13 protein-coding genes are annotated in these 20,211 nt (G+C 41.7%); 10 read left to right on the forward strand and 3 right to left on the reverse strand.

The features are described 5' to 3' along the window. Window positions 1–264: 264 nt before the first annotated feature. The 5 genes from H8S90_RS05150 to H8S90_RS05170 all read left to right on the forward strand — a co-directional run bounded on the left by H8S90_RS05150 (window position 265) and on the right by H8S90_RS05170 (window position 11,091). Window positions 265–2,655, forward strand: a complete 2,391-nt coding sequence (locus H8S90_RS05150; protein WP_187341513.1) for an ABC transporter permease — start codon at window positions 265–267, stop codon at window positions 2,653–2,655. A 59-nt stretch (window positions 2,656–2,714) separates the two neighbouring features. Next, a complete protein-coding gene (locus H8S90_RS05155) occupies window positions 2,715–5,111 on the forward strand; it encodes an ABC transporter permease (RefSeq protein ID WP_187341514.1) in 2,397 nt (798 codons plus the stop codon). 349 nt (window positions 5,112–5,460) lie between these two features. Next, a complete protein-coding gene (locus H8S90_RS05160; RefSeq protein WP_187341515.1) occupies window positions 5,461–7,875 on the forward strand; it encodes an ABC transporter permease in 2,415 nt (804 codons plus the stop codon). A 55-nt stretch (window positions 7,876–7,930) separates the two neighbouring features. Beyond that, complete coding sequence (locus tag H8S90_RS05165) at window positions 7,931–10,321, forward strand: FtsX-like permease family protein (protein ID WP_187341516.1); 2,391 nt, start codon at window positions 7,931–7,933, stop codon at window positions 10,319–10,321. A 104-nt stretch (window positions 10,322–10,425) separates the two neighbouring features. Beyond that, window positions 10,426–11,091 (forward strand): ABC transporter ATP-binding protein, encoded by a 666-nt coding sequence (locus H8S90_RS05170; RefSeq protein WP_187341517.1) that lies wholly within the window; start codon window positions 10,426–10,428, stop codon window positions 11,089–11,091. Between the two features lie 2 nt (window positions 11,092–11,093). On the opposite strand, the gene H8S90_RS05175 is transcribed toward H8S90_RS05170, so the two are convergent. Continuing rightward, window positions 11,094–12,233 carry a lipase family protein gene (locus H8S90_RS05175; protein ID WP_187341518.1) on the reverse strand — a complete coding sequence of 380 codons (1,140 nt, stop codon included), beginning with the start codon at window positions 12,231–12,233 and terminating at the stop codon, window positions 11,094–11,096. Window positions 12,234–12,351: 118 nt separating this feature from the next. Between H8S90_RS05175 and H8S90_RS05180 the strand changes: the two genes are divergently transcribed. From H8S90_RS05180 to H8S90_RS05200, 5 genes are all read left to right on the forward strand, one after another. Beyond that, entirely contained in the window at window positions 12,352–13,599 is a 1,248-nt protein-coding gene (locus H8S90_RS05180) for a dicarboxylate/amino acid:cation symporter (RefSeq protein WP_187341519.1), read from the forward strand. Between the two features lie 138 nt (window positions 13,600–13,737). Next, the gene (locus H8S90_RS05185; protein ID WP_187341520.1) at window positions 13,738–15,072 is read left to right on the forward strand and encodes a TolC family protein; all 1,335 of its coding nucleotides are present in this window, start codon (window positions 13,738–13,740) and stop codon (window positions 15,070–15,072) included. Window positions 15,073–15,134: 62 nt separating this feature from the next. Then, entirely contained in the window at window positions 15,135–15,926 is a 792-nt protein-coding gene (gene cdaA / locus H8S90_RS05190; RefSeq protein ID WP_187341521.1) for a diadenylate cyclase CdaA, read from the forward strand. 133 nt (window positions 15,927–16,059) lie between these two features. After that, window positions 16,060–17,115 carry a sensor histidine kinase gene (locus H8S90_RS05195; protein ID WP_187341522.1) on the forward strand — a complete coding sequence of 352 codons (1,056 nt, stop codon included), beginning with the start codon at window positions 16,060–16,062 and terminating at the stop codon, window positions 17,113–17,115. Next, window positions 17,112–17,861 (forward strand): LytTR family DNA-binding domain-containing protein, encoded by a 750-nt coding sequence (locus tag H8S90_RS05200; RefSeq protein ID WP_187341523.1) that lies wholly within the window; start codon window positions 17,112–17,114, stop codon window positions 17,859–17,861. Before H8S90_RS05195 ends, H8S90_RS05200 begins: the two co-directional genes overlap by 4 nt. Window positions 17,862–17,951: 90 nt before the next feature. On the opposite strand, the gene H8S90_RS05205 is transcribed toward H8S90_RS05200, so the two are convergent. Both H8S90_RS05205 and H8S90_RS05210 read right to left on the reverse strand, forming a co-directional pair. Then, window positions 17,952–18,362, reverse strand: coding sequence for a BrxA/BrxB family bacilliredoxin (locus tag H8S90_RS05205; RefSeq protein ID WP_187341524.1), 411 nt, complete (start codon window positions 18,360–18,362; stop codon window positions 17,952–17,954). Between the two features lie 148 nt (window positions 18,363–18,510). Continuing rightward, on the reverse strand, window positions 18,511–20,208 hold the full coding sequence (locus H8S90_RS05210; RefSeq protein WP_187341525.1) for a M56 family metallopeptidase: 1,698 nt from the start codon (window positions 20,206–20,208) through the stop codon (window positions 18,511–18,513). Between the last annotated feature and the right edge of the window lie 3 nt (window positions 20,209–20,211).

The following is a 20,211-nucleotide window of genomic DNA, read 5'->3' on the forward strand; positions in this document are numbered from 1 at the left end:
CCATACTCATAAACAACTAAGCTACAAGCCGATACACTTTTGGAAATATCTTGGATAGCTATTAGTAGCTTATCAACTCACATCATTAAGATTAAGAGTGATGTGCCAGAAGTTGAAGTGGCAACCAAAACGATCTGGCCTCAAGATATGCTCCTGAGAAATGAATAAATAACCATAGTTCCAGTAGGGACCATAAAGAAACATACGATGATAAAACCATCCCAGCTGGCTGGGATAGCTGAAACACCTTAAAAAGCAAACAATATGCTCAAAAATTATTTTAAGATCGCTTGGCGGAACATTCATGGCCATAAAACTTATGCTTTTATCAACATATTCGGTCTCACGCTGGGTATCGCCTGTGCACTGGTGATTTTTGCGGTAGTTCGCTATCATTTTAGCTTCGACAATTTTCATCTGAGTAAAGATCGTATCTACCGCGTGGTTACGGAATTAAAGGATGAAAGTACCAGCCGATATGCTTTGGTGCCCCGTCCTTTGGGAAAAGCTATTCGCGAAGATTTTAGTTTTGTTGGACATAGCGCCCGCCTCGTTACCGCACCGCAGGCAACTGTTTCTTTCCCCGAACTTTCTGAGGACGAAAAATTCATCGAAGAGACTGGCATCGCCTTTACCGAGCCTGGCTTTTTTTCCATCTTCCATTTCCCCTTTTTGCAAGGTGACCAAAAAGCGGTCCTTCAACAGCCCAATGAAGTACTCATTACCGAAAGCATTGCTAAAAAATATTTTGGAAGCACCAATCCCATGGGAAAAACCCTCCGGGTGGGTGCAGCGGCCAATCAAGCAGATTACACGATTAAAGGCATATTAAAGGATTTCCCAGCGAATACAGATATCAAACAGGAGATTTTCCTTTCTTATCATGCGTTAGCAAATGGCCCATTGGAGAGCGTTTGGAAGGGTTTACCGGCCGGCAGCGTGTGTTACTTAGCGCTAAAGGAAGGTGTAAATGAATTAACTGCCCAAGAACAACTGCGGTCGCTCTCCAGCAAATATTATGAAGGTAAGGATGTTGACGTCTGGAACTTCCATCTGCAGCCACTTGCTGATGTACATTTTAATCCGGATTACGACGGCGTTGTCAATAAAAGCTACCTATACACCTTACTTGCAATAGCGTTCTTACTCCTCGCTACTGCAAGTGTCAATTTTATCAATTTAGCAACGGCTCAAGCCATTACCCGCTCAAAAGAAATTGGCGTACGTAAAGTGTTGGGAAGTAAACCAAAGCAGCTTTTTTGGCAATTTATTTCCGAAACGGCCATCATTGTTGGCATAGCCACATTGTTGGCCATCACCCTCGCCTTTCTCGTCCTCCCGGCCATCAACCAACTCTTGCAAGCCAATATCCCACTGCAATTACTGCACTGGCATTCTTTACTTTTCCTAGCACTGCTTTTTTTGTTGACCACTTTGCTGTCTGGATTTTATCCCGGACTTGTTCTCGCCGGCTTCCGGCCCATCAAAGCCCTGCAAGGCAAAATTACACAAAAAGACATTGGAGGTTTTCCCTTACGTCGCCTATTGGTGGTAGGTCAGTTTGCCATCTCACAAATATTAATTATTGGCACCTTGGTTATTGCCAACCAGATCCGCTATGCACAACAGACCGACTTAGGCTTCAATAAGGAAGCAATCGTTTCGCTTCCTCTTCCTGAAAGTGCTAATCTTAACAAGAAGAAAGTGCTTCGTGAACGATTAGCATCCATCCCTGGTGTGGAGAGCGCGTCATTGAATTTCCAGGCCCCAGCTTCTGCTGCCAATGGCATCGGCAGCTTAAAGTACCACAATAACCCGGAGGAAGAAAAATGGAATATCAACATGAAATTTGCGGACGACCAGTATCTGGCTACCTTCGGTATTAAGCTCCTTGCAGGAAGAAACCTCTTCCCCGCTGATAGCGTCAACGAGTTTTTGGTGAATGAAACCTTCCTTAAAAAGCTAAACATCTCTTCGCCTGACGAAGCCCTGGGAAAAAAATTAGCGGTTAACGGTCAGAACTCTCGGGGGACAATTGTTGGAGTTGTCAAGGACTTTTATAACTATTCGCTACATACGGCAAAAGATCCGATCTGCATCATGTCTCTTACCGATTTATATGGTAACTGCTCTGTTAAGCTTAGCGGACAATCCTTTACAAAACAAATGGCGGCCATAGCCGAAATCTGGAAAGAAACTTATCCTGACTTTGTTTATTCTTATCAATTTTTTGATGATTCTATCGCAGCGTTTTATGAGACGGAAAATGTGATGCTCAAACTTGTGCAGGGTTTTGGGCTTATCGCCATATTAATTGGCTGCTTTGGCCTGTATGGACTCATCTCTTTTATGGCCTTACAAAAAACAAAGGAAATCGGCGTACGGAAGGTTTTGGGTGCAAACCTATTGCGTATTTTATGGATCTTTGGTAAGGAGTTCAGCTTGCTGCTTTTGCTGGCCTTTTTACTGGCGGCGCCACTTGCTTGGTGGGCCATGAATATGTTTTTGCAGGATTATGCTTACCGTGTCCCAATAGGGGCCGATATCTTCTTATCTGCCATCCTGATTACGCTCTTAATTGCAATTCTTACCGTTGGCTATCGATCGATAAGTGCCGCATTGGCAAACCCTGTGGATAGTTTAAGAAATGAATGACGGGTTTGGAAAGTGAAAGAATCATAATAGCCGGAGCGGCCTTTTAAAAACAGACAACTATGTTTAGGAATTACATCAAGATCGCTTGGCGGAAGCTGCACAGCCAGCAATCACAAACTGTTATCAATATCATTGGTTTATCTATCGGCATCGCCACCACTTTACTTATCGGTCTTTGGGTATGGGATGAACTTTCCTTTGATAAGCAAAATTCCAATTATGAGCACATCGCAAAGGTAGTACTCCACACCCAACAGCAGAATGAACTTCAGACATCTACCTTGGTTGCTGCACCACTAGCAGAGGGCTTAAGGGCAACTTTTAAGGATGAATTCCAATCGATTGCCTTAGCTCGTGTGGCAGGTGAGCATGTGCTGCGTTTTGATGAGCAGATCCTAAGGGCGACAGGTAAATTTATTGAAGCAGATGGAACAACGATCTTACCATTGGAAATGCGGGACGGCAGTCGCGACGGACTTCGTAGACCAAACAACATTATGCTTTCTGAAAGTATGGCAAGGGCAATGTTTGGCGAAGTAGACCCCATCGGAAAGGTAATCAAAATTGACGATGCTATGCTGGCATCCGTCAGTGGTATTTATAAAGACTTTCCCAGTAATTCTAGCTTTCACGACGTCCAATACCTCCTTCCATGGAGGCTTCTGACCGCTTCCAACGAAGATTTCAAACGATTGGAAACAAGTTGGGAGTTCAATTGGTTTGAAGTTTTTGTAGCTTTGAATCCTTCAACAACTATGGAAAACGCATCAGCCAACATAAAACATTTCCAACAGCATGTGCTGAAAGACAATCTAGATCTTTCCGCTTACAAACCGATCTTAAGCCTCTATCCTATGGAGCAATGGCACTTGTACAATATGTGGGAAAACGGCAAGCCCGTGAGTGGACTACTCAAATTTGTCCGCCTTTTTGCCATCATTGGTCTCTTCGTTTTGATCTTAGCCGCTGTCAACTTCATTAACCTGAGCACTGCAGGCGCACAGAAACGGGCAAAAGAGGTAGGTGTAAGGAAAGCTATCGGTTCTAACCGGAAACAATTGATGCTCCAATTTTTTTGCGAATCCATTCTGGTTACTTGTTTAGCCTATGTGCTTGCATGGGTATTTATTTTCCTGGCATTACCTTATTTTAATTCCTTTACCGAAAAGTCATTGAAATTGCCGTTGGATAACTTGAATTTCCATTTGATGGGAATAGCAGTGGTGATGCTCGTAGCTACACTGGCAGGGGCCTATCCAGCGGTATTCCTTTCTTCATTTTCACCTATTAACACCTTAAGAAAGGTGCAGCCTCCCAAACGAAATGGATTATCATTACGTCAAGGTTTAGTTGTTTTTCAATTTACGGTCACAGCTGTGCTCATGATGGCAACCTATGTTATCTATCAGCAAATCAACTATGCTAAAAACCGGCCGGTAGGATATCAGCAAAATGACTTGATCAGTTTTCATCTGAACAAATTTAACGGAACAAATGAAGCCTTACATCATGATCTATTGGCTACAGGTGTTCTTACGTCGACGTGCCAGGCCACAAGCCCGGCAACAGACGTCTGGTCGCATACCTCCGATTTTCATTGGGAAGGAAAAGATGCAGGCCTCAAAGATGATTTTTCTTTGCTAGCGGTATCCCCGGGTTATGGCGAAACATTGGGCTGGCAAATAGTGGCGGGTAGAGACTTCTCTAAAGATTTTTTAAGCGACTCCCTGGGAATTATCATCAACGAGAGCGCGGTTAAATATATGGGAATCAGAGAGCCCATTGGGAAGACTGTACAATGGAAAGATGAAACTTTTAATAACGGAACCTATACTATTATTGGCGTGGTAAAAGACATGGTGATGCAATCGCCTTACGAACCTGTAAATCAAACCATTTACTTCATGCAACCCGCAGCTAATTTTCTTATTGCCCGTTTAAAACCGGGCGTTCCGGTTCGGAACGCCTTGCAAAAAATCAAGACTGTATTCCGTCGGCATTTACCAAATGAAACCTTCGATGTGCGGTTTGTGCAGGAGGAGTTTGACCATAAATTTTCCTTTGAAGAAAAGGTTGGTAACCTGGCGTTCATTTTTACTTTACTTACATTATTCATCAGCTGTCTAGGTGTCCACGGACTTATAACGCTACTTACCCTTCAACGTGCAAAGGAGATTGGTATCCGTAAAGTGTTAGGTGCCACCGTCGCCCAAGTGTTGACCCTACTATCAAAAGATTTCATTAAACTTGTGATAATTGCAGTACTTATCGCATCACCCATCGCTTGGTGGGCCATAAAAAAATGGTTAGAAGACTTTACCTATCGTATAGAATTTCAGTGGTGGGTCTTTGCCTTAACGGGATTTGCGGCGCTGAGCACGACTTTACTGACCATCACCTTTCAAGCCGTTAAAGCAGCGATGAAAAAACCTGTGGATAGTCTAGGTGATGAATAATGAAGATTTGATTATCCGCCGTAAGGGGATACGTGTATATAAGATACCCCTATTCGAAGCAGATAGAATTCGGATATCGCCTTAATGGGATAAGGACTAAATAATTCCGAACACGCTTCACCATGATATTAATAAAATTCGCTAAAGCTTCGCAACACTGTTCGTTTCCGAACACCTGTTGTGCACTATCGAACATGCACAATAATAGCGCACCGATCAACTAGCTATTTTTCAATAGCTTACATTTTTTGGTGTCATTTGTGCCTAATTTGGCATGATTGGTTATAATTGTAGGCTTCGAGCAGGAGGTACCCCTGCTTTTAGCCATTTTATCCAAAGCTACTTTGCTATGTTAAAGAATTATTTCAAAATTGCCTGGCGCAATTTGCTTAAATATAAATTCCATACGTTTATCAACGTGCTGGGCCTTGCCTGTGGTATAAGCTTTGCTCTGGCCATTGGTGCTTATATCTGGCAAGAATCAACCTTTGATAGAAAACTAAAAAATCTTTCCAATCAATATGTATTACAAAGCGATTGGAAAAGTCCTGAAATGGGCATGCCTATTACGACAATTGGCGCACTACCAAAAGCACTCAAAGAAGAATATCCGGATTTAGTCCGCAACTATTATCGTTTTGATGGCATTACTTGTATTTTATCACATGGCGACCAAATTTTTAGCGAGGGAGCTGCTTTGGGAGACAGCACACTTTTAAGCATGTACAACCTCCCCTTGTTATCCGGAAATGCAGGCACAGCTTTAAAAGATCCTTTTTCCGTAGTGATAACAGATGATATTGCTTTAAAATATTTCGGGACAACAGATGTACTAGGCCAGCAGCTAGACATCAAAAATTTTAACGGAGAAAAACACCCGTTTACGGTAACGGCAGTATTAGATAAAATGCCGGCCAATTCTGTTGCTAATCTCAATGAAGCGTTAAACCATAAAATATTTTTATCTGCTGAGGCCGTTGACTTTTTTAGCCGGGATTTAGACAATTGGCAAAACGCTTTTATCGTTGGTTACCTAGAGCTACAGCCAGATATAACAGCAGCAATGCTAACACAGCCGATAGTGGATTTATTAAAGAAACACACTGATGAAACGATTGTGAGTAACCTTACACCGATATTAAGCCCTTTAGCGAACTACCACCTCAAAAAAGACAATGGCCTTATAGAGAAAATGCTGTATACGTTAGGCCTTATTGCTAGTTTTATATTGTTCATGGCCATTATCAATTTTGTGAATATGAGCATTAATAGCTCCACTTCCCGATTGAAAGAGATAGGTGTCAGAAAAGTAATGGGCAGTAGCCGGAAGCAACTCAGTATCCAGTTTTTAGGTGAATCCATTTTGATGGTATGCTTCGCTTTTTTCATTGCTTTATTTTTATACCCTTTTTTATCACCTATTTTTTCTAATGTCTTAGGGCAAGAATTACCAAAAATTTATGCTTTCCCTTCATCGGTATGGTTATGTCTCGCCCTTGCATGCCTATTGATTGGACTCTTGTCGGGCCTATATCCGGCGCTTCGCCTATCGGGGCTACAAACCATAAGCTCCGTTAAAGGAAAAATTCCACATAATTTAGGAAATGCTACCTTCCTGCGTTCACTAGTGGGCTTTCAATTCGTTATTGCCCTTGGCGTGTTCATGGCGGCGGGAATTATTTCCCAGCAGGTTTCTTTGTTCTTTAGTAATAATTTAGGCTATGATAAAGAATCTTTGATTACTGTGAAAGTTCCTCGCGACTGGTCGGAAGCTGGTTTAAGCCATATGAAATCCATACAGCAATCATTAAACAACCTTCCGCAAATTGAAAACAGCAGTTTATCTTACGATGTACCCGGAGGGCAAGGTTTAATGTCTTCGGGCGTGCAAAACATTGCAAAACAGACCGGGATTGGCGTTCAGGAAATCTCCACACAATACATTCGTGCCGACACCGTATTTGCAACGACCTATAAAATTCCAATGCTGGCCGGGAAATTCCTAGATGAACAGATCAACCCTGATTTAGCAAAAATCGTTATCAATGAAAGTGCTTCAAAACTGTTGGGGTTCCAAAATCCCACCGATGCGCTTAACCAAAGGGTATACCTAAAACCCAGTGATTTCCCCGCTGTAATTGTTGGGGTAAGCAAAGATTTTTATGCTTCCTCCATGCGAGATCCTTTGCGTCCAGTAATATGGACGAACATTAAAGCAGATAATATTTTCCGTTTTTTCAGTATCCGCTTAAGTCCAGGCAATGTAGGGCAAAATCTAACACATTTAGAAAATGAATGGAAAAAGCTGCTTCCAGACGCTCCTTTTGAGTATCAATTTATGGATGATAATATCAATAATCTTTACACAACGGAGCTACAGTTAAAAAACGCCGCGTATGTAGCCACTATATTAGCTGCCGTTATTGTGTTTTTAGGCATTGTAGGTTTAGTATCTTTAAATGTACAAAAGCGTAAAAAAGAAATAGGTATCCGAAAAGTGTTGGGGTCTTCGGTAAGCGGAATTATATCCTTGTTCATGAAAGATCTGCTGGTTACCTTTACAATAGCTATTGTTATCGCTTGCCCGTTGGTACACCTATTCATTAGTCGATGGCTACAAAATTACAGTATGCAAGTTAAGCTCAATCCCCTATTTTTTATGCTCCCTATTCTGCTTCTAGCGTTTATTGCCGTTAGTATCGTTAGCTTGCAAACTTTTAAAACAGCTCGTTCGAATCCGGTAAATAGTTTAAGAGATGAATAGAAGGAAATTGACTTTAAGACTTAGCAAGAAGTTTTAATCCTGTGAAAAATAAAATATGAACACCAATAACCTAAAGATCGCCTGGAGAGCAGCTTGGAAAACCAAGCTGTTCACTTCGCTGAACATTCTTGGTTTGGCCATCGGTTTTGCGGGGTTTATATTAGCCTATGCATATATCAACAGAGAAAACAGCTATGATGCCTGGAATGAGAATTATGAAAACATTTACTTGGTAGGCTTGGAGGAACAGGGAAAAGCGACCGATCTTACACCGGCTGCTCTTGGATCGGCCATAAAATCGACAATACCCGAGGTAGAAGAGATGGGACGCATTGGGAGGGCACCATTTGAAGTCCCTTTTATTTCCAATAACGACGTATTCTATATTAAAAATTGGCTGGGAGCCGACCGCAGTATTGCGAAAATGTTCGCAATAAGCGTAGATGGTTTATCTATTAGTAAGTCAACAGAAAAAAAACTGGGCATCCTTTCTCCCCAAGCCGGAAAAAAGCTTTTCCCTCAAGAAAAACAAGCGGCTTTTTCTGCAGCGAAACCACTAGCTTTGATGAATGAGGAAAGCGGCATCTATGAAAACGTTTTTGGCATCAGTAAGGAAAGACCGCTGTCTAACCTTGAATACGATTATATTGGTTTTGTAGATGACCTTGGTGAAGCACACCGCGACGGGGGCATGAATGCTTTTCAAACCTATATCGTAGTTAAGCAGGGTACCGACATAGACGCCTTACGCACGAAGATAAATGCGCTTTATCAACAAAACATTGCCAACGAACAAGAGACCATTAATTCTTCTCGCGCGGTATCCACCATTTACCTCGATCCACTTAAAAACCTACACTTAAAGCCTAAAAATGGCTCGGATACTGGGTATAAAATAACCCTCGCCTTAGGGATACTATCGTCTGTCATTTTATTATTGGCCTGTATCAATTTCGCTAATCTTATGCTTGTTCAGGCCCAAAGGCGCTCCAAGGAAATTGGCATCAAGAAGGTATTCGGTATCAGTAGAAAAAGCCTTACTTATCAATTCCTTATAGAAGTTTTTGTGCAATGTTTAATAGCAGCTTGCATCGCTTGCTTCCTCACCGTACTCAGCTGGAATACGATGACGCGTTTTTTCCACTATGACTTGTCATCTTTCGATTTCAACCACACGGTATGGTATCAGCTCGGTGGCGCAATACTGCTAACGACAATCATCTCCGGCTTATATCCAGCTATTATATTATCAGGCTACCGCCCTATCTTCATCATTAAAGGGAGTTTACATAAGGGTCAGCAATCGCTGACCTCACGAAATGTGCTTTTAGGCTTTCAATTTATTGTTGCATTTGTCTTTATCAGCACCATGCTGATCATTAACCGCCAAACGCAATTTATGAAAGAAAGTGATCGCGGATTTGATGCTAGTCACGTTGTTCACATTAAGAATCTGGCGATCTTCAGTGAGTCTTCTCAATTCTCCAATGTTCGGGAGCGAATGAAAGCTATCCCGGGTGTACAATCCGTAACTATCACCACGAATATCCCGGGTGGCATCGCACCAAATGACGAAGAATTTTCTTTTAAGGATAAATCTTACGCACTGAACCATTTGGGGGTAGATTTTGAATATTTCGAAACTTTAGGTATGGATGTAGTGGAAGGCAGAGTCTTTTCAACACAATTCCAATCGGATACCGCGCACGCCATTGTGCTTAACGAACGCGCCGCAAAAAGCTTGGGCGTTGCACAACCATTGGGCGAGACGATGCGCATATGTGATCAGAGCTACAAGATAGTGGGAATAGTGAAGGATAGTAAAATGCTGGGTTTTGAACAATTAGTCAAACCTACGGCCTATACGCTTCAAACGAAATGCAGCTATCCTAATCACCCATTCAAAACTGAAATTTTAGCGAAACTGGAAGGCAACAAGGTCCGTACAGCCCTAAACGCTTTGGAAAAACAATGGTCAAGCATCAATACGTTAGATGGCAAATTCTTTAATTACGATTTTGTTGATCAGCGCTACGCCGCTTTATATGCTCAACAGGAACAATTACAACGAGCGTTTATGTCTTTTACGATCTTAATCATGCTGGTAGCGCTAATAGGCTTATTTAGTATGTCAGCCTATGCTATTACCGTTCGTGAAAAAGAAGTAGGTATTCGCAAGGTGCTCGGGGCAAATGCGCACCAAATTTTGCTGTTATTGAACAAACCTTTTATAAGATTGGTGACGATCGCTATCTTGATTGCAACTCCAATAGCATGGTGGGGAGCGAGCCAATGGTTGGATACCTTTGCTTATCGCATTGAACTGTCCTGGTGGATTTTTGCAGTCGGCGCCGCGTTAACTTTACTATTAGTTTTTATCACCGTAAGCTATCAAGCTTTTAAGGCAGCAATTGTAAATCCCGTAGACACATTGAGGAATGAATGATATGACGTGGACACTTCATTGAAGGCCCGCAGCATGCGACTTTGATACTAAAATAACCACAAAAAAACACTATACTCGTAAAACAAAAAACACAAAAGAAAAACATGATTCAGCTGAACAATATTTTCAAATGGTATAATGTAGGAGGTGCCAGAGCTTTTGTACTAAAAGATATCAATCTCACTATTAATGAAGGAGAATTTGTTTCCATTATGGGTCCCTCAGGTTCGGGAAAATCGACCTTATTGCATATCCTAGGTCTACTGGATGAGCCCAATGAAGGAAGTTATCTCTTCCAAGGAGAAGAAGTGCTCCACCTTAAGGAAAAGCAACGCTCTACCCTCTATAAAGAGCATATTGGTTTTGTTTTTCAGGCCTACCACCTGATCGATGAGCTTACCGTTTATGAAAATATCGAAACCCCCTTGATTTATAAGAATTTAAAAGGAAGTGAGCGAAAAGCGATCGTAGCCGATCTGATCGACCGCTTTGGCATTGTGGGTAAAAAGGACCTTTTCCCAGCACAGCTTTCCGGCGGTCAGCAACAACTGGTTGGGATCGCCCGAGCACTGGCGACTAAACCAAAACTCCTGCTGGCAGACGAGCCCACGGGCAACCTTAACTCCAAGCAAGGAGAAGAAATCATGAACCTCTTCAAGCAGTTGAATGAAGAAGATGGTGTTACCATTATACAGGTTACCCATTCCGAAAAAAATGCCGAATATGGTAGTCGCATTATTGAGCTTTTGGATGGACAGGTAGTAATCTAGTTTTAATACTGCTTTTCTACTAAATAAGCATAAGGTTTAAGGGCATGGTGTACAAAAACATTATGCCCTGTATCTGGATACAATTTATAATACTCTTCGTCGGGTTGAAGGACAATAGGTGTTCCTGCACGCATATAGTTCATGCTTTCAGCATAAGTTGGTTCTTCCATTTCCGGTAATAATTTATGGATCTGTTTATACAAGTCTTTACCAAGATATTTTTTAAAATTTTTGCGCGATTTCTTAGATGATCTATCCAGTTTTTTGTAAGCGTGTTTAAGGTATAGCCTTACCAAAAACGACTTTTGCTTGTTAATTGCCGCGTATGCATCAGTAAAAGGGTTCAAATGATTGAAATCATCCAAAGCTTGCAGTGAAAAAGGTGTCTCAGGCACCCAGTCGCTCGCATTCACCACGGTAAAGGCCCAGCCCCCTCGGTTAATAAAATCGAAATCGTAGGCATAATACAGATTTCCAGGTTTTGGCGCCGCACTGCAATAGGTTTTTATCTTAAGATCCGAAGGCAGTTCTCCATGTTTAATTTTGTACCGCAACAGCGAATTTAGCAGAAAAGCCAGAGCTCCTCCCTGACTATGCCCCACCACATAGATATTCCGAACATTATTTTCGTATTGCTCTTCTATCTTTTCGATTATACCGGGAGCCATACTAGCGATCCCAATGGTCCAGCCGGCATGTACGGTAGCCCGCTGATTATCTGCAAAGTGATAGTCAAACAGGGTTGAGTCGTTCAACCGAATACTTCCCTGAGCGGGCAACATTACACTATAGAAATTTTCCAACCAGCTTGCCCCATCATTGACTGTTCCACGAATGGAAATAACCATTGCACTTGTGTCCTCGCGCAACCACAGGTCCCATCTATTTCGCAGACCCAATTCCGGAGAACGGTAAACCCTTAAATAGCCCGCAGGTGACTCTAAATAATCTGGCCCGGGTTTCAGCGTATCTGCCAGACTGGAAACGATCCGCAGCATATCCAGATACTCCTGCTTATCAAACCCAGTTTTTAGTTCCTGCGCATGCGCCCGGTAAGGCACCGGCCATAACAAAACCATAACCATTGATACAATAAAAAAAAGACGACGGTATGCGAAAGAGGTTTTTCTTAAAAGAGTCATTACTATTCTTTTATTTACCAAACAACAAAGCCATCGATGCAAATGTTTGTCTACAAGACAATACACAACCACTTCTATTCCGGATATTTTTCTAACTTAGAATTTTTAACCCAGCAATATGAGTAAACTGATCAGAAGTTTATACTTTCAGGTAGTTATTGCCATCCTATTAGGAATTTTTATAGGTCATTTTTTCCCTGCTTTTGGTCAGCAATTAAAACCACTGGGCGATGGTTTTATCAAGCTGGTAAAGATGATCATAGCTCCACTGATTTTCTGTACCGTGGTATTGGGCATTGCGGGAATGCAAAATGTTAAGAAAGTCGGGTCCGTCGGATTGAAAGCCATCATTTACTTTGAGATCATGACCACTATCGCGCTGTTGCTCGGGCTGCTCATCGTAAACGTAGTGCAACCTGGAACCGGCATGGACGTCGATCCGAAGACCCTCGATAGCTCGAGCGTTAATAGCTTCATTGAGCAAAGTAAAGAACAGGAGAGTTTAGTAGATTTCTTACTACATATTATCCCCGATAATGTGATCGGAGCTCTTGCTCAGGGCGATTTATTGCAGGTACTTTTTTTTGCCCTTCTGCTCGGCTTTGGTTTATCCAAGATTGGCAACGCAGCACAGCCTTTAATCAAAGTGATGCAATCCTTTCTCGACGGCCTTTTTGCTGTGATCAAGATTATCATGCGGGCAGCGCCATTAGGTGCTCTGGGAGCGATGGGTTTTACTATTGGCAAATACGGGCTAGGTTCACTATCTAAACTTGGTTTATTGATGATCTGCTTTTACCTAACTTGTTTGATTTTTATATTCTTAATTGTAGGACTCGTATTATACCTGAACGGCTTCAGTGTTTGGAAGCTTCTAAAATATATCAAGGAAGAACTGCTTATCGTATTGGGAACTTCTTCATCTGAATCGGCGTTACCGGGCATTATGCAAAAGCTGGAAAAAGTGGGCTGCTCCAAACCAGTTGTAGGTTTGGTAATTCCCACAGGTTACTCCTTTAATCTCGACGGGACCTCCATTTACCTAACGATGGCTGCTGTTTTCATCGCACAGGCACTGAACATGCATATGGATTTCGGCCAACAGCTCACCCTTCTGCTAGTGCTCTTGCTCACTTCCAAAGGAGCCGCTGGCGTAACGGGCAGTGGATTCATCATCCTTGCGGCCACTTTGCCGCTAGTGGGTCACGTTCCTGTAGAGTCTGTTGCCTTGGTCTTTGGTATTGACCGTTTTATGAGCGAAGCCCGAGCTCTAACCAATATCATAGGTAATACAGCAGCAACCGTGCTGATTTCTAAATGGGAGAAAGAAATTGATATGGAACAAGCGGAAATGATTCGTGTATAACGGCCAACTGTCCGATTCCGAACACCACATGCACGATTCCGAACGGAACAGCATATTACACCCTAAATAACCTCCTGTAAATAAACTACATAAGAGTTTGGCTTGCACTGTGTATTGTTATGGCATAACAATTTCTACATGAACGCACGGAAGCATATCATCCTAATTTTCATCTATATTTTCCCCTTGCTAGCCTTTGGTCAGGACACCCTGCAGCATCATTTTAACTTGGAAGACTGTATCGAACTGGCGCTGAAAAACAATGCCAATGCGCAAATAAGTTCTGCAAACAGCGAGCTTGCCCATGTCGACTTAAAAGAGGCCAAAGCACGTTTACTTCCTACTTTAAATGGACAATTAAGTCACGAAATTAATACGGGTAGAAACACGAACCCTGTTACCAATGAGAACATTGTGAGCAGCTTTACGGCTGGGCAACAAAGCCTTAACACATCGGTTGTACTCTTCAATGGATTGAATCAATTGCGCACTATCCGCCAACAAGCCTTTCGCCACAAAGCTTTCCAAGCTGAAGAACAACGCGTGAAAGATGATTTAACTATGGACGTTATATTAGCTTATCTACAGGTTATTACCGCTCAGGATGTACTGGAACAGAGTAAGCAGCAACGCGAAGTTACGGCAAGGCAAGTTGAACGTCTATCTATTTTGATGAAAGACGGTGCTACCTCCCCCGGCGATTATTACGATATTAAAGGACAACTTTCAGGCGAGGAAGTTGCGGTATTAACGGCAGAAAACACGTTAAGGACAAATATCATTGCCTTGACCGCACTGTTAAATATTCCCTATTCCGATCAATTAACGTTTGAGCCTATAAAGCAAATCCCCGGCACCGATGCAGATTCGCTGGATGAACAAACACTATATCAACGGGCAGCCGAAAGTCTCGGCATACTAAAGGCGATGGAATTCTCCAAGCGAAGTGCCGACTATGGCCTTAGGGCATCTCGTTCACGATATTTTCCGACTTTGTCGCTAGGCGCCAATTTAGCCAGTAGATATTACAGCGAAACTACTAACGGGAACAACCATGACCCTTACTTCACGCAAATACAAGATAACCTCGGTAGAGGTGTTGGCCTTACCTTAAGCATTCCCATTTTAAATGGCTTTGCGCGTAAACAGGATGTGTCCCGTGCGAAAATAGCCGTTAGAACGTCTACAATTGATCTGGAAAACGCGCAGAACAATCTTCAGCAGCAAACCTCCCAAGTGTTAATCGATTTACGCACGGCGAAAGAAAAGTACCTAAAGACAAAAGCACAGGTAGATGCCTATAACGAGTTGTTTCGTGTAACCCAAGTACGTTTTGAAGCAGGAGCTATCAATTCTGTGGAGTTTCTCCAGCAAAAAAACAAGTACGATCAAGCCAATATAGGTCTGGTGGTGGCACAATACGAATGGCAACTGCGTCAGCGAATTGCCAATTATTATAATGGCGAGCGTTAATAATCGTTAAAATCGTTTTGGTTCTTTAACCCCTTGCAAAAAATAATTAACTTGCAACAGTTATGGGCGATTTTGATTTTAGCTTTTTCAATGTTAGGTTGTTAGATTTTATAGACATCTTTTTGGTGGCTATTATCATCTATTATATATATAACCTCATTCGTGGTACGATCGCTGTAAACATCCTCATCGGGTTATTTATTATTTATTTAGCCTACCTCGTAGTTAAGCAGTCGCAAATGCGCTTGCTAACAGAAATTTTTGGTGGTTTTATTAGCGTAGGGTCCATCGCGTTAATCGTCGTGTTCCAACAAGAGATCAGGCGCTTTCTCATTCATATAGGTAAGAATATATCCTTCCGAAGGAACAGAAGGCTTTGGACACTATTCTTAGGAAAAAGAGAAGTTGAAAAAGATAACACCTCCCGTCTGAAACCCATCATCGATGCCTGCCGAAGTATGTCTAAATCACATACCGGGGCCCTTATCGTTTTTTCCAAATTCTTTGATGAAGAATACTATCAAAATAGTGGAGAATTCATTGATGCAGAAATATCCAAACGTTTACTGGAAAGCATTTTTCAAAAACACAGTCCCTTACACGATGGGGCCCTGGTTATTGTAGACTTCCGTATAAAAACTGCGAGCTGCATCCTTCCCCTATCAGATAGTGAAGACCTCCCCCTACATTTTGGTTTACGCCACCGAGCTGGCATAGGTGTTACGGAAATGAGTGATGCCGTAGCAGTTATCGTTTCTGAAGAAACCGGAGAAATTTCTTATGCCAAGCAGGGTAATGTAAATATGAACATCACCCACGAGGAGTTGGAGCACTTATTAAATGAGGATGTCTAAATATCCGCCTATTACTACCATTCGGCCATTATATCTTCCCTTTCATCTGAAATAGCTTTATCTTGTAAGTAAATGATCTCATTTTCGCAAGCAGAAGATAGAAACAAATTGTGTAACTTCAACTTTATACATCATGGCTAATCTGACACTAACATCCAATCGGTGGCTAAAACTGAACGTATTACTTTTTTTTACGGGTCTTTTTCTTGCTTGCATTATATTCATCGTGCGATCCATTATAATTAGCGAATGGCAGCTAAGGAGTTTATTCATAGGAGCTGTGTTTAGTAGTGCTATCTGCTTGTCTATAACCAATAGTTATCTTATCGGGGAGCGGTATATGCTCGATTGGCAAAATAGACCCTGGCTTTCTTTTGCTTTATATTTTCTGCTATGCAGTATGGGTATGATTGTTGGTTTGGAATTAGCACATCTTCTGTTATATCTACTCTATGATTTTCCCATCGGTTTTCCTCATTGGAATGAATACCTATATAATACTATCATTGTGCTTGTACTGTGTTGCCTGATCTACCTATACCATTATAGGAAAGCCCAAGAAAAGGCCATGCTTCAAGAAAAAGAGCTTGATCTCTTAAAGCTAAAGCAGCTGAAGACTCAGGTAGAATTGGATGCCTTGCAAGCCAAAATAAATCCTCATTTTCTATACAATGCACTCAACTCCATTGCGACATTGATTAAGGAAGATCCCGATCAGGCTGAAACCATGACCATTAAGCTTTCTAAGTTATTTCGTTATAGCATCAACAGCAACCAAGAAAACCTAATTCCCTTACGTGAGGAGCTGGATATCGTTGACAATTATCTACAGATCGAAAAAATTCGTTTTGGTAATCGTATTAAGTTTACATTTGAAGTACAAGACGCTGTACTGCATTATAAGGTTCCACGTTTTCTACTCCAACCAATGGTAGAAAATGCCATCAAACATGGGTTGAAAGATTGCGTAACCGGAGGTTTGTTAACGTTGAAAATTTTGGAACATCAGAAAGGCTTAAAAATAGCACTGGAAGACAATGGCATACCTTTTCCAGAGGAACTCCATATAGGATATGGCTTGCAGAGCACCTATGATAAGTTAACGCTCTTGTATGGAGATGAAGCATCCATACAGCTGGTTAATCATCCTACCAAAGAAATATGCATACTAATTCCGATAAAGCAATGATAAAAACCATCATAATTGACGACGAGCCTTTGGCCCGGAAGCGTTTACGGACTTTATTAGAAGATTTCAGCGATAAAATTGCGCTCATAGCAGAGGCCTCTAATGGCAAAGATGCGTTAGCACTGATGGAACGTTTACACCCCGATCTTATCTTTTTAGATATTGAAATGCCTGCTATGAACGGCTTTGAAATGCTTCGGCAATTGAAAACGAAGCCTGCGGTTGTTTTTATCACGGCTTATGATCAGTTTGCCATAAAGGCTTTTGAAGAAAATGCGTTAGACTATCTCATGAAGCCGGTCGAAAAAGACCGCTTATGTAAAACCATCGTTCGTGTAGAGCAAGACCTGCATGCGTCATTTGATATTATCCAACGTTTTCTCGAAGGGGCATTAATAAAACCTAAGAAAGAAATCAGCAGCATCAGTATTAAAGTTGGCGATCGGATAATCTTTATAAAAACCGCAGATATTGTTTTTATAGTAGCCGAAGAAAAATATGTTTTCTTATACGACACAAAAGGGAATAAACACTTGACTGACTATACCCTTCAACGGCTGGAAGAAAAGCTTCCTAATGATTTTTTGAGGATCCATAGAGGCAGTATCATTAACCGTCACTACATTAAAGAAATAAGAAAAGGTTTTAACGGCTCTTTTACCTTCGTCATGGCAAACCCTGAAGCAAGCCGACTCAAATCCAGCCGAGGGTATCAAGAAGCCATCCGCATGCAACTGGATCTATAAGTCAGGGCGCCTCACGTGATATTATCACATTAAAAAGCCTCACCGATTTTGTCGGGAGGCCCTTAAAATAAGATATGATTGTCTAAATCACTAGCAATATTCGTCAAAAGCAGCAATGAGGTTATCGGCAATCATCTGCGCCGGTCTTCCTTCAATATTGTGCCTTTCGATCATATGCACTAATTTTCCATCTTTAAACAAAGCCATGGCCGGAGAAGAAGGAGGGTACGGCAACATGTAGCCACGTGCTTTATCTACTGCGTCTTTCTCCATACCCGCAAATACCGTTACTATTTTCGACGGGTGTTTTTCGTTTTGAACAGCTACACGGGCAGCAGGACGTGCATTTGCCGCCGCGCAACCACATACCGAGTTAACCACCACAAATACGGTTCCTTCAGAATTGATGGCCGTATCCACCTCTTCCGGTGTTTTCAGTTCTTCAAAACCTACCGCAGTCAATTCCTTACGCATAGGTTCTACTAAATATTCTGGATACATAAATGTTTAATTTTCGTTTCTTAAATGAATACAAAGATAGTAGATACCAACGGTATAGACAATACAGCTATTTCAACATAATGTCAGATTAACACCGACTCCTTCCAGGCACTTATTAGGATAACTATTCTTAGGTCTTGTTCTTTGTCTATTCTTTTAACTGTTTCTCCTTTTGCATACGTTCTGCCTTATGTTGAAGAATTTCCGCCTTTTTGGTTAACTCTTCTGCCTTTTGTTGTAAAGCTTCCTGCTTGGCTTTAAATTCCGGACTTTCAAATTTTTGCTGAAGGGCCTCCGCATTTTGCGCAAGCTCTTCTGCTTTACGTTCCAGCGCTTCACGCTTGGCCTTCATCTCATCGGAATTGACCTTTTCTACCAGCTGTTTAGACATGTTTTCCAGCTTTTTAGTTCGCTCCTCCATTTCCTTTTCTTTTAACTTCCACTCCGGGGAATCAAAATAGGTTGTATCATAGTTCAAAGCAGACAAACCCATTTGCTGAGCATGTTCCTGTACCTCACGCATCGTTTCTTTCCATTCCGGAGAGTCAAAAAGCTCGAAAGTGGTTTCTTTGACAATGGCTTGACTATGCTCTCCAACCTCCTTCATAAAGGTTTTCCATTCCGCCGAATTAAATTGTTCGTGCATAACTGCTGCAACTTCTTCTCCTATGGCCTTCCCGTTGGCAGACAGTTCTGACTGCAGCTTCTTCCACTCAGGGGAAGTAAATAAGGTTTCAGCTTTGTTTGGATCACTTTTTTTTGCAACTGTATCTGGTGTTGGTGGTGCTACAGAAGGTGCCGGTGGTACAGGTGGGCGAGGTTCCTTTACTACTTTTAAAACAGTGTCTTTTACAGGGTCACTAACCGGCCCTGTCCACGCCAGGCCTATAATTCCTGCAAGCAGAAATGTCATCGCGGCAAGTTTATGCCGTATATGAAAATTATTATTCGTTTTCATCATGGTCATCCTTTTAATTCGTTCAAGTAAATATTCTTTTTTATTAAATGCTCCCAAGGCAAAAACAGGAAGTTTTCTGGAGCGTATGTTTTCCAATACCAGCAATGCCTGCGCATAAGTTAATGCATTTCCAGTTATTTGCAGTACCTGATCGTCACAGCTATGCTCTCGCTCCTTTTCAAGCAGACGTCCAAGCATCCATACAAAGGGATTGAAAAAGAGAACAGCTTCTATCAGGCATTTAACTAAATTTAGGATATAATCATTCCTACGGATATGGGAAATTTCATGAATCAGGATACTCTCCACTTGCTTTAAGTCCAAAGCTGTTACTGCTGCTAACGGAAAAAGTATCACGGGTTTAAAGTAACCGATTACCGTAGGAATCTGTACTTTATCCGACAAGTAGAATCCTATATTTCGTTTGATTTGGAGTTTTTGGCATAAAATCGAAAATATATCCTGCCATGCTATAGAAACAGGATATCTCTCCCCATTTTTCAACCGCGAGATTCGCAAATATCCAATACATAGTGCAAACAACTGAAACATCACACCAACGATGTAAATACCGGCAGCATGAGGAAAGAAAGCTTCCAATCGCCAATGCTTTTTTTCGGTAAATACTGCTGAATAATCGTAATTAGATAGCATAATGGCTCCCTCTGCTTTACCTATAGGCCTTTCATTGGGCAAGTACATCAAAAAAGTTCCTACAAACCCCACTAATAGCAAACATAACAAAGTAAACAATAAGTTTGCCTTTTCCTTGGATGATAAATAGAATACCGATACCAACACATAGGCGATTCCGCAAAGTAAAGCGCCCTGCCATAAGGAATGGAGCAAGCTCCAACCCAATGCGTAAACAAGTGGTTCAAAATTCATAAA

The organism is Olivibacter sp. SDN3 (assembly GCF_014334135.1).
In the GTDB taxonomy this organism is placed as follows: Bacteria; Bacteroidota; Bacteroidia; order Sphingobacteriales; family Sphingobacteriaceae; genus Olivibacter.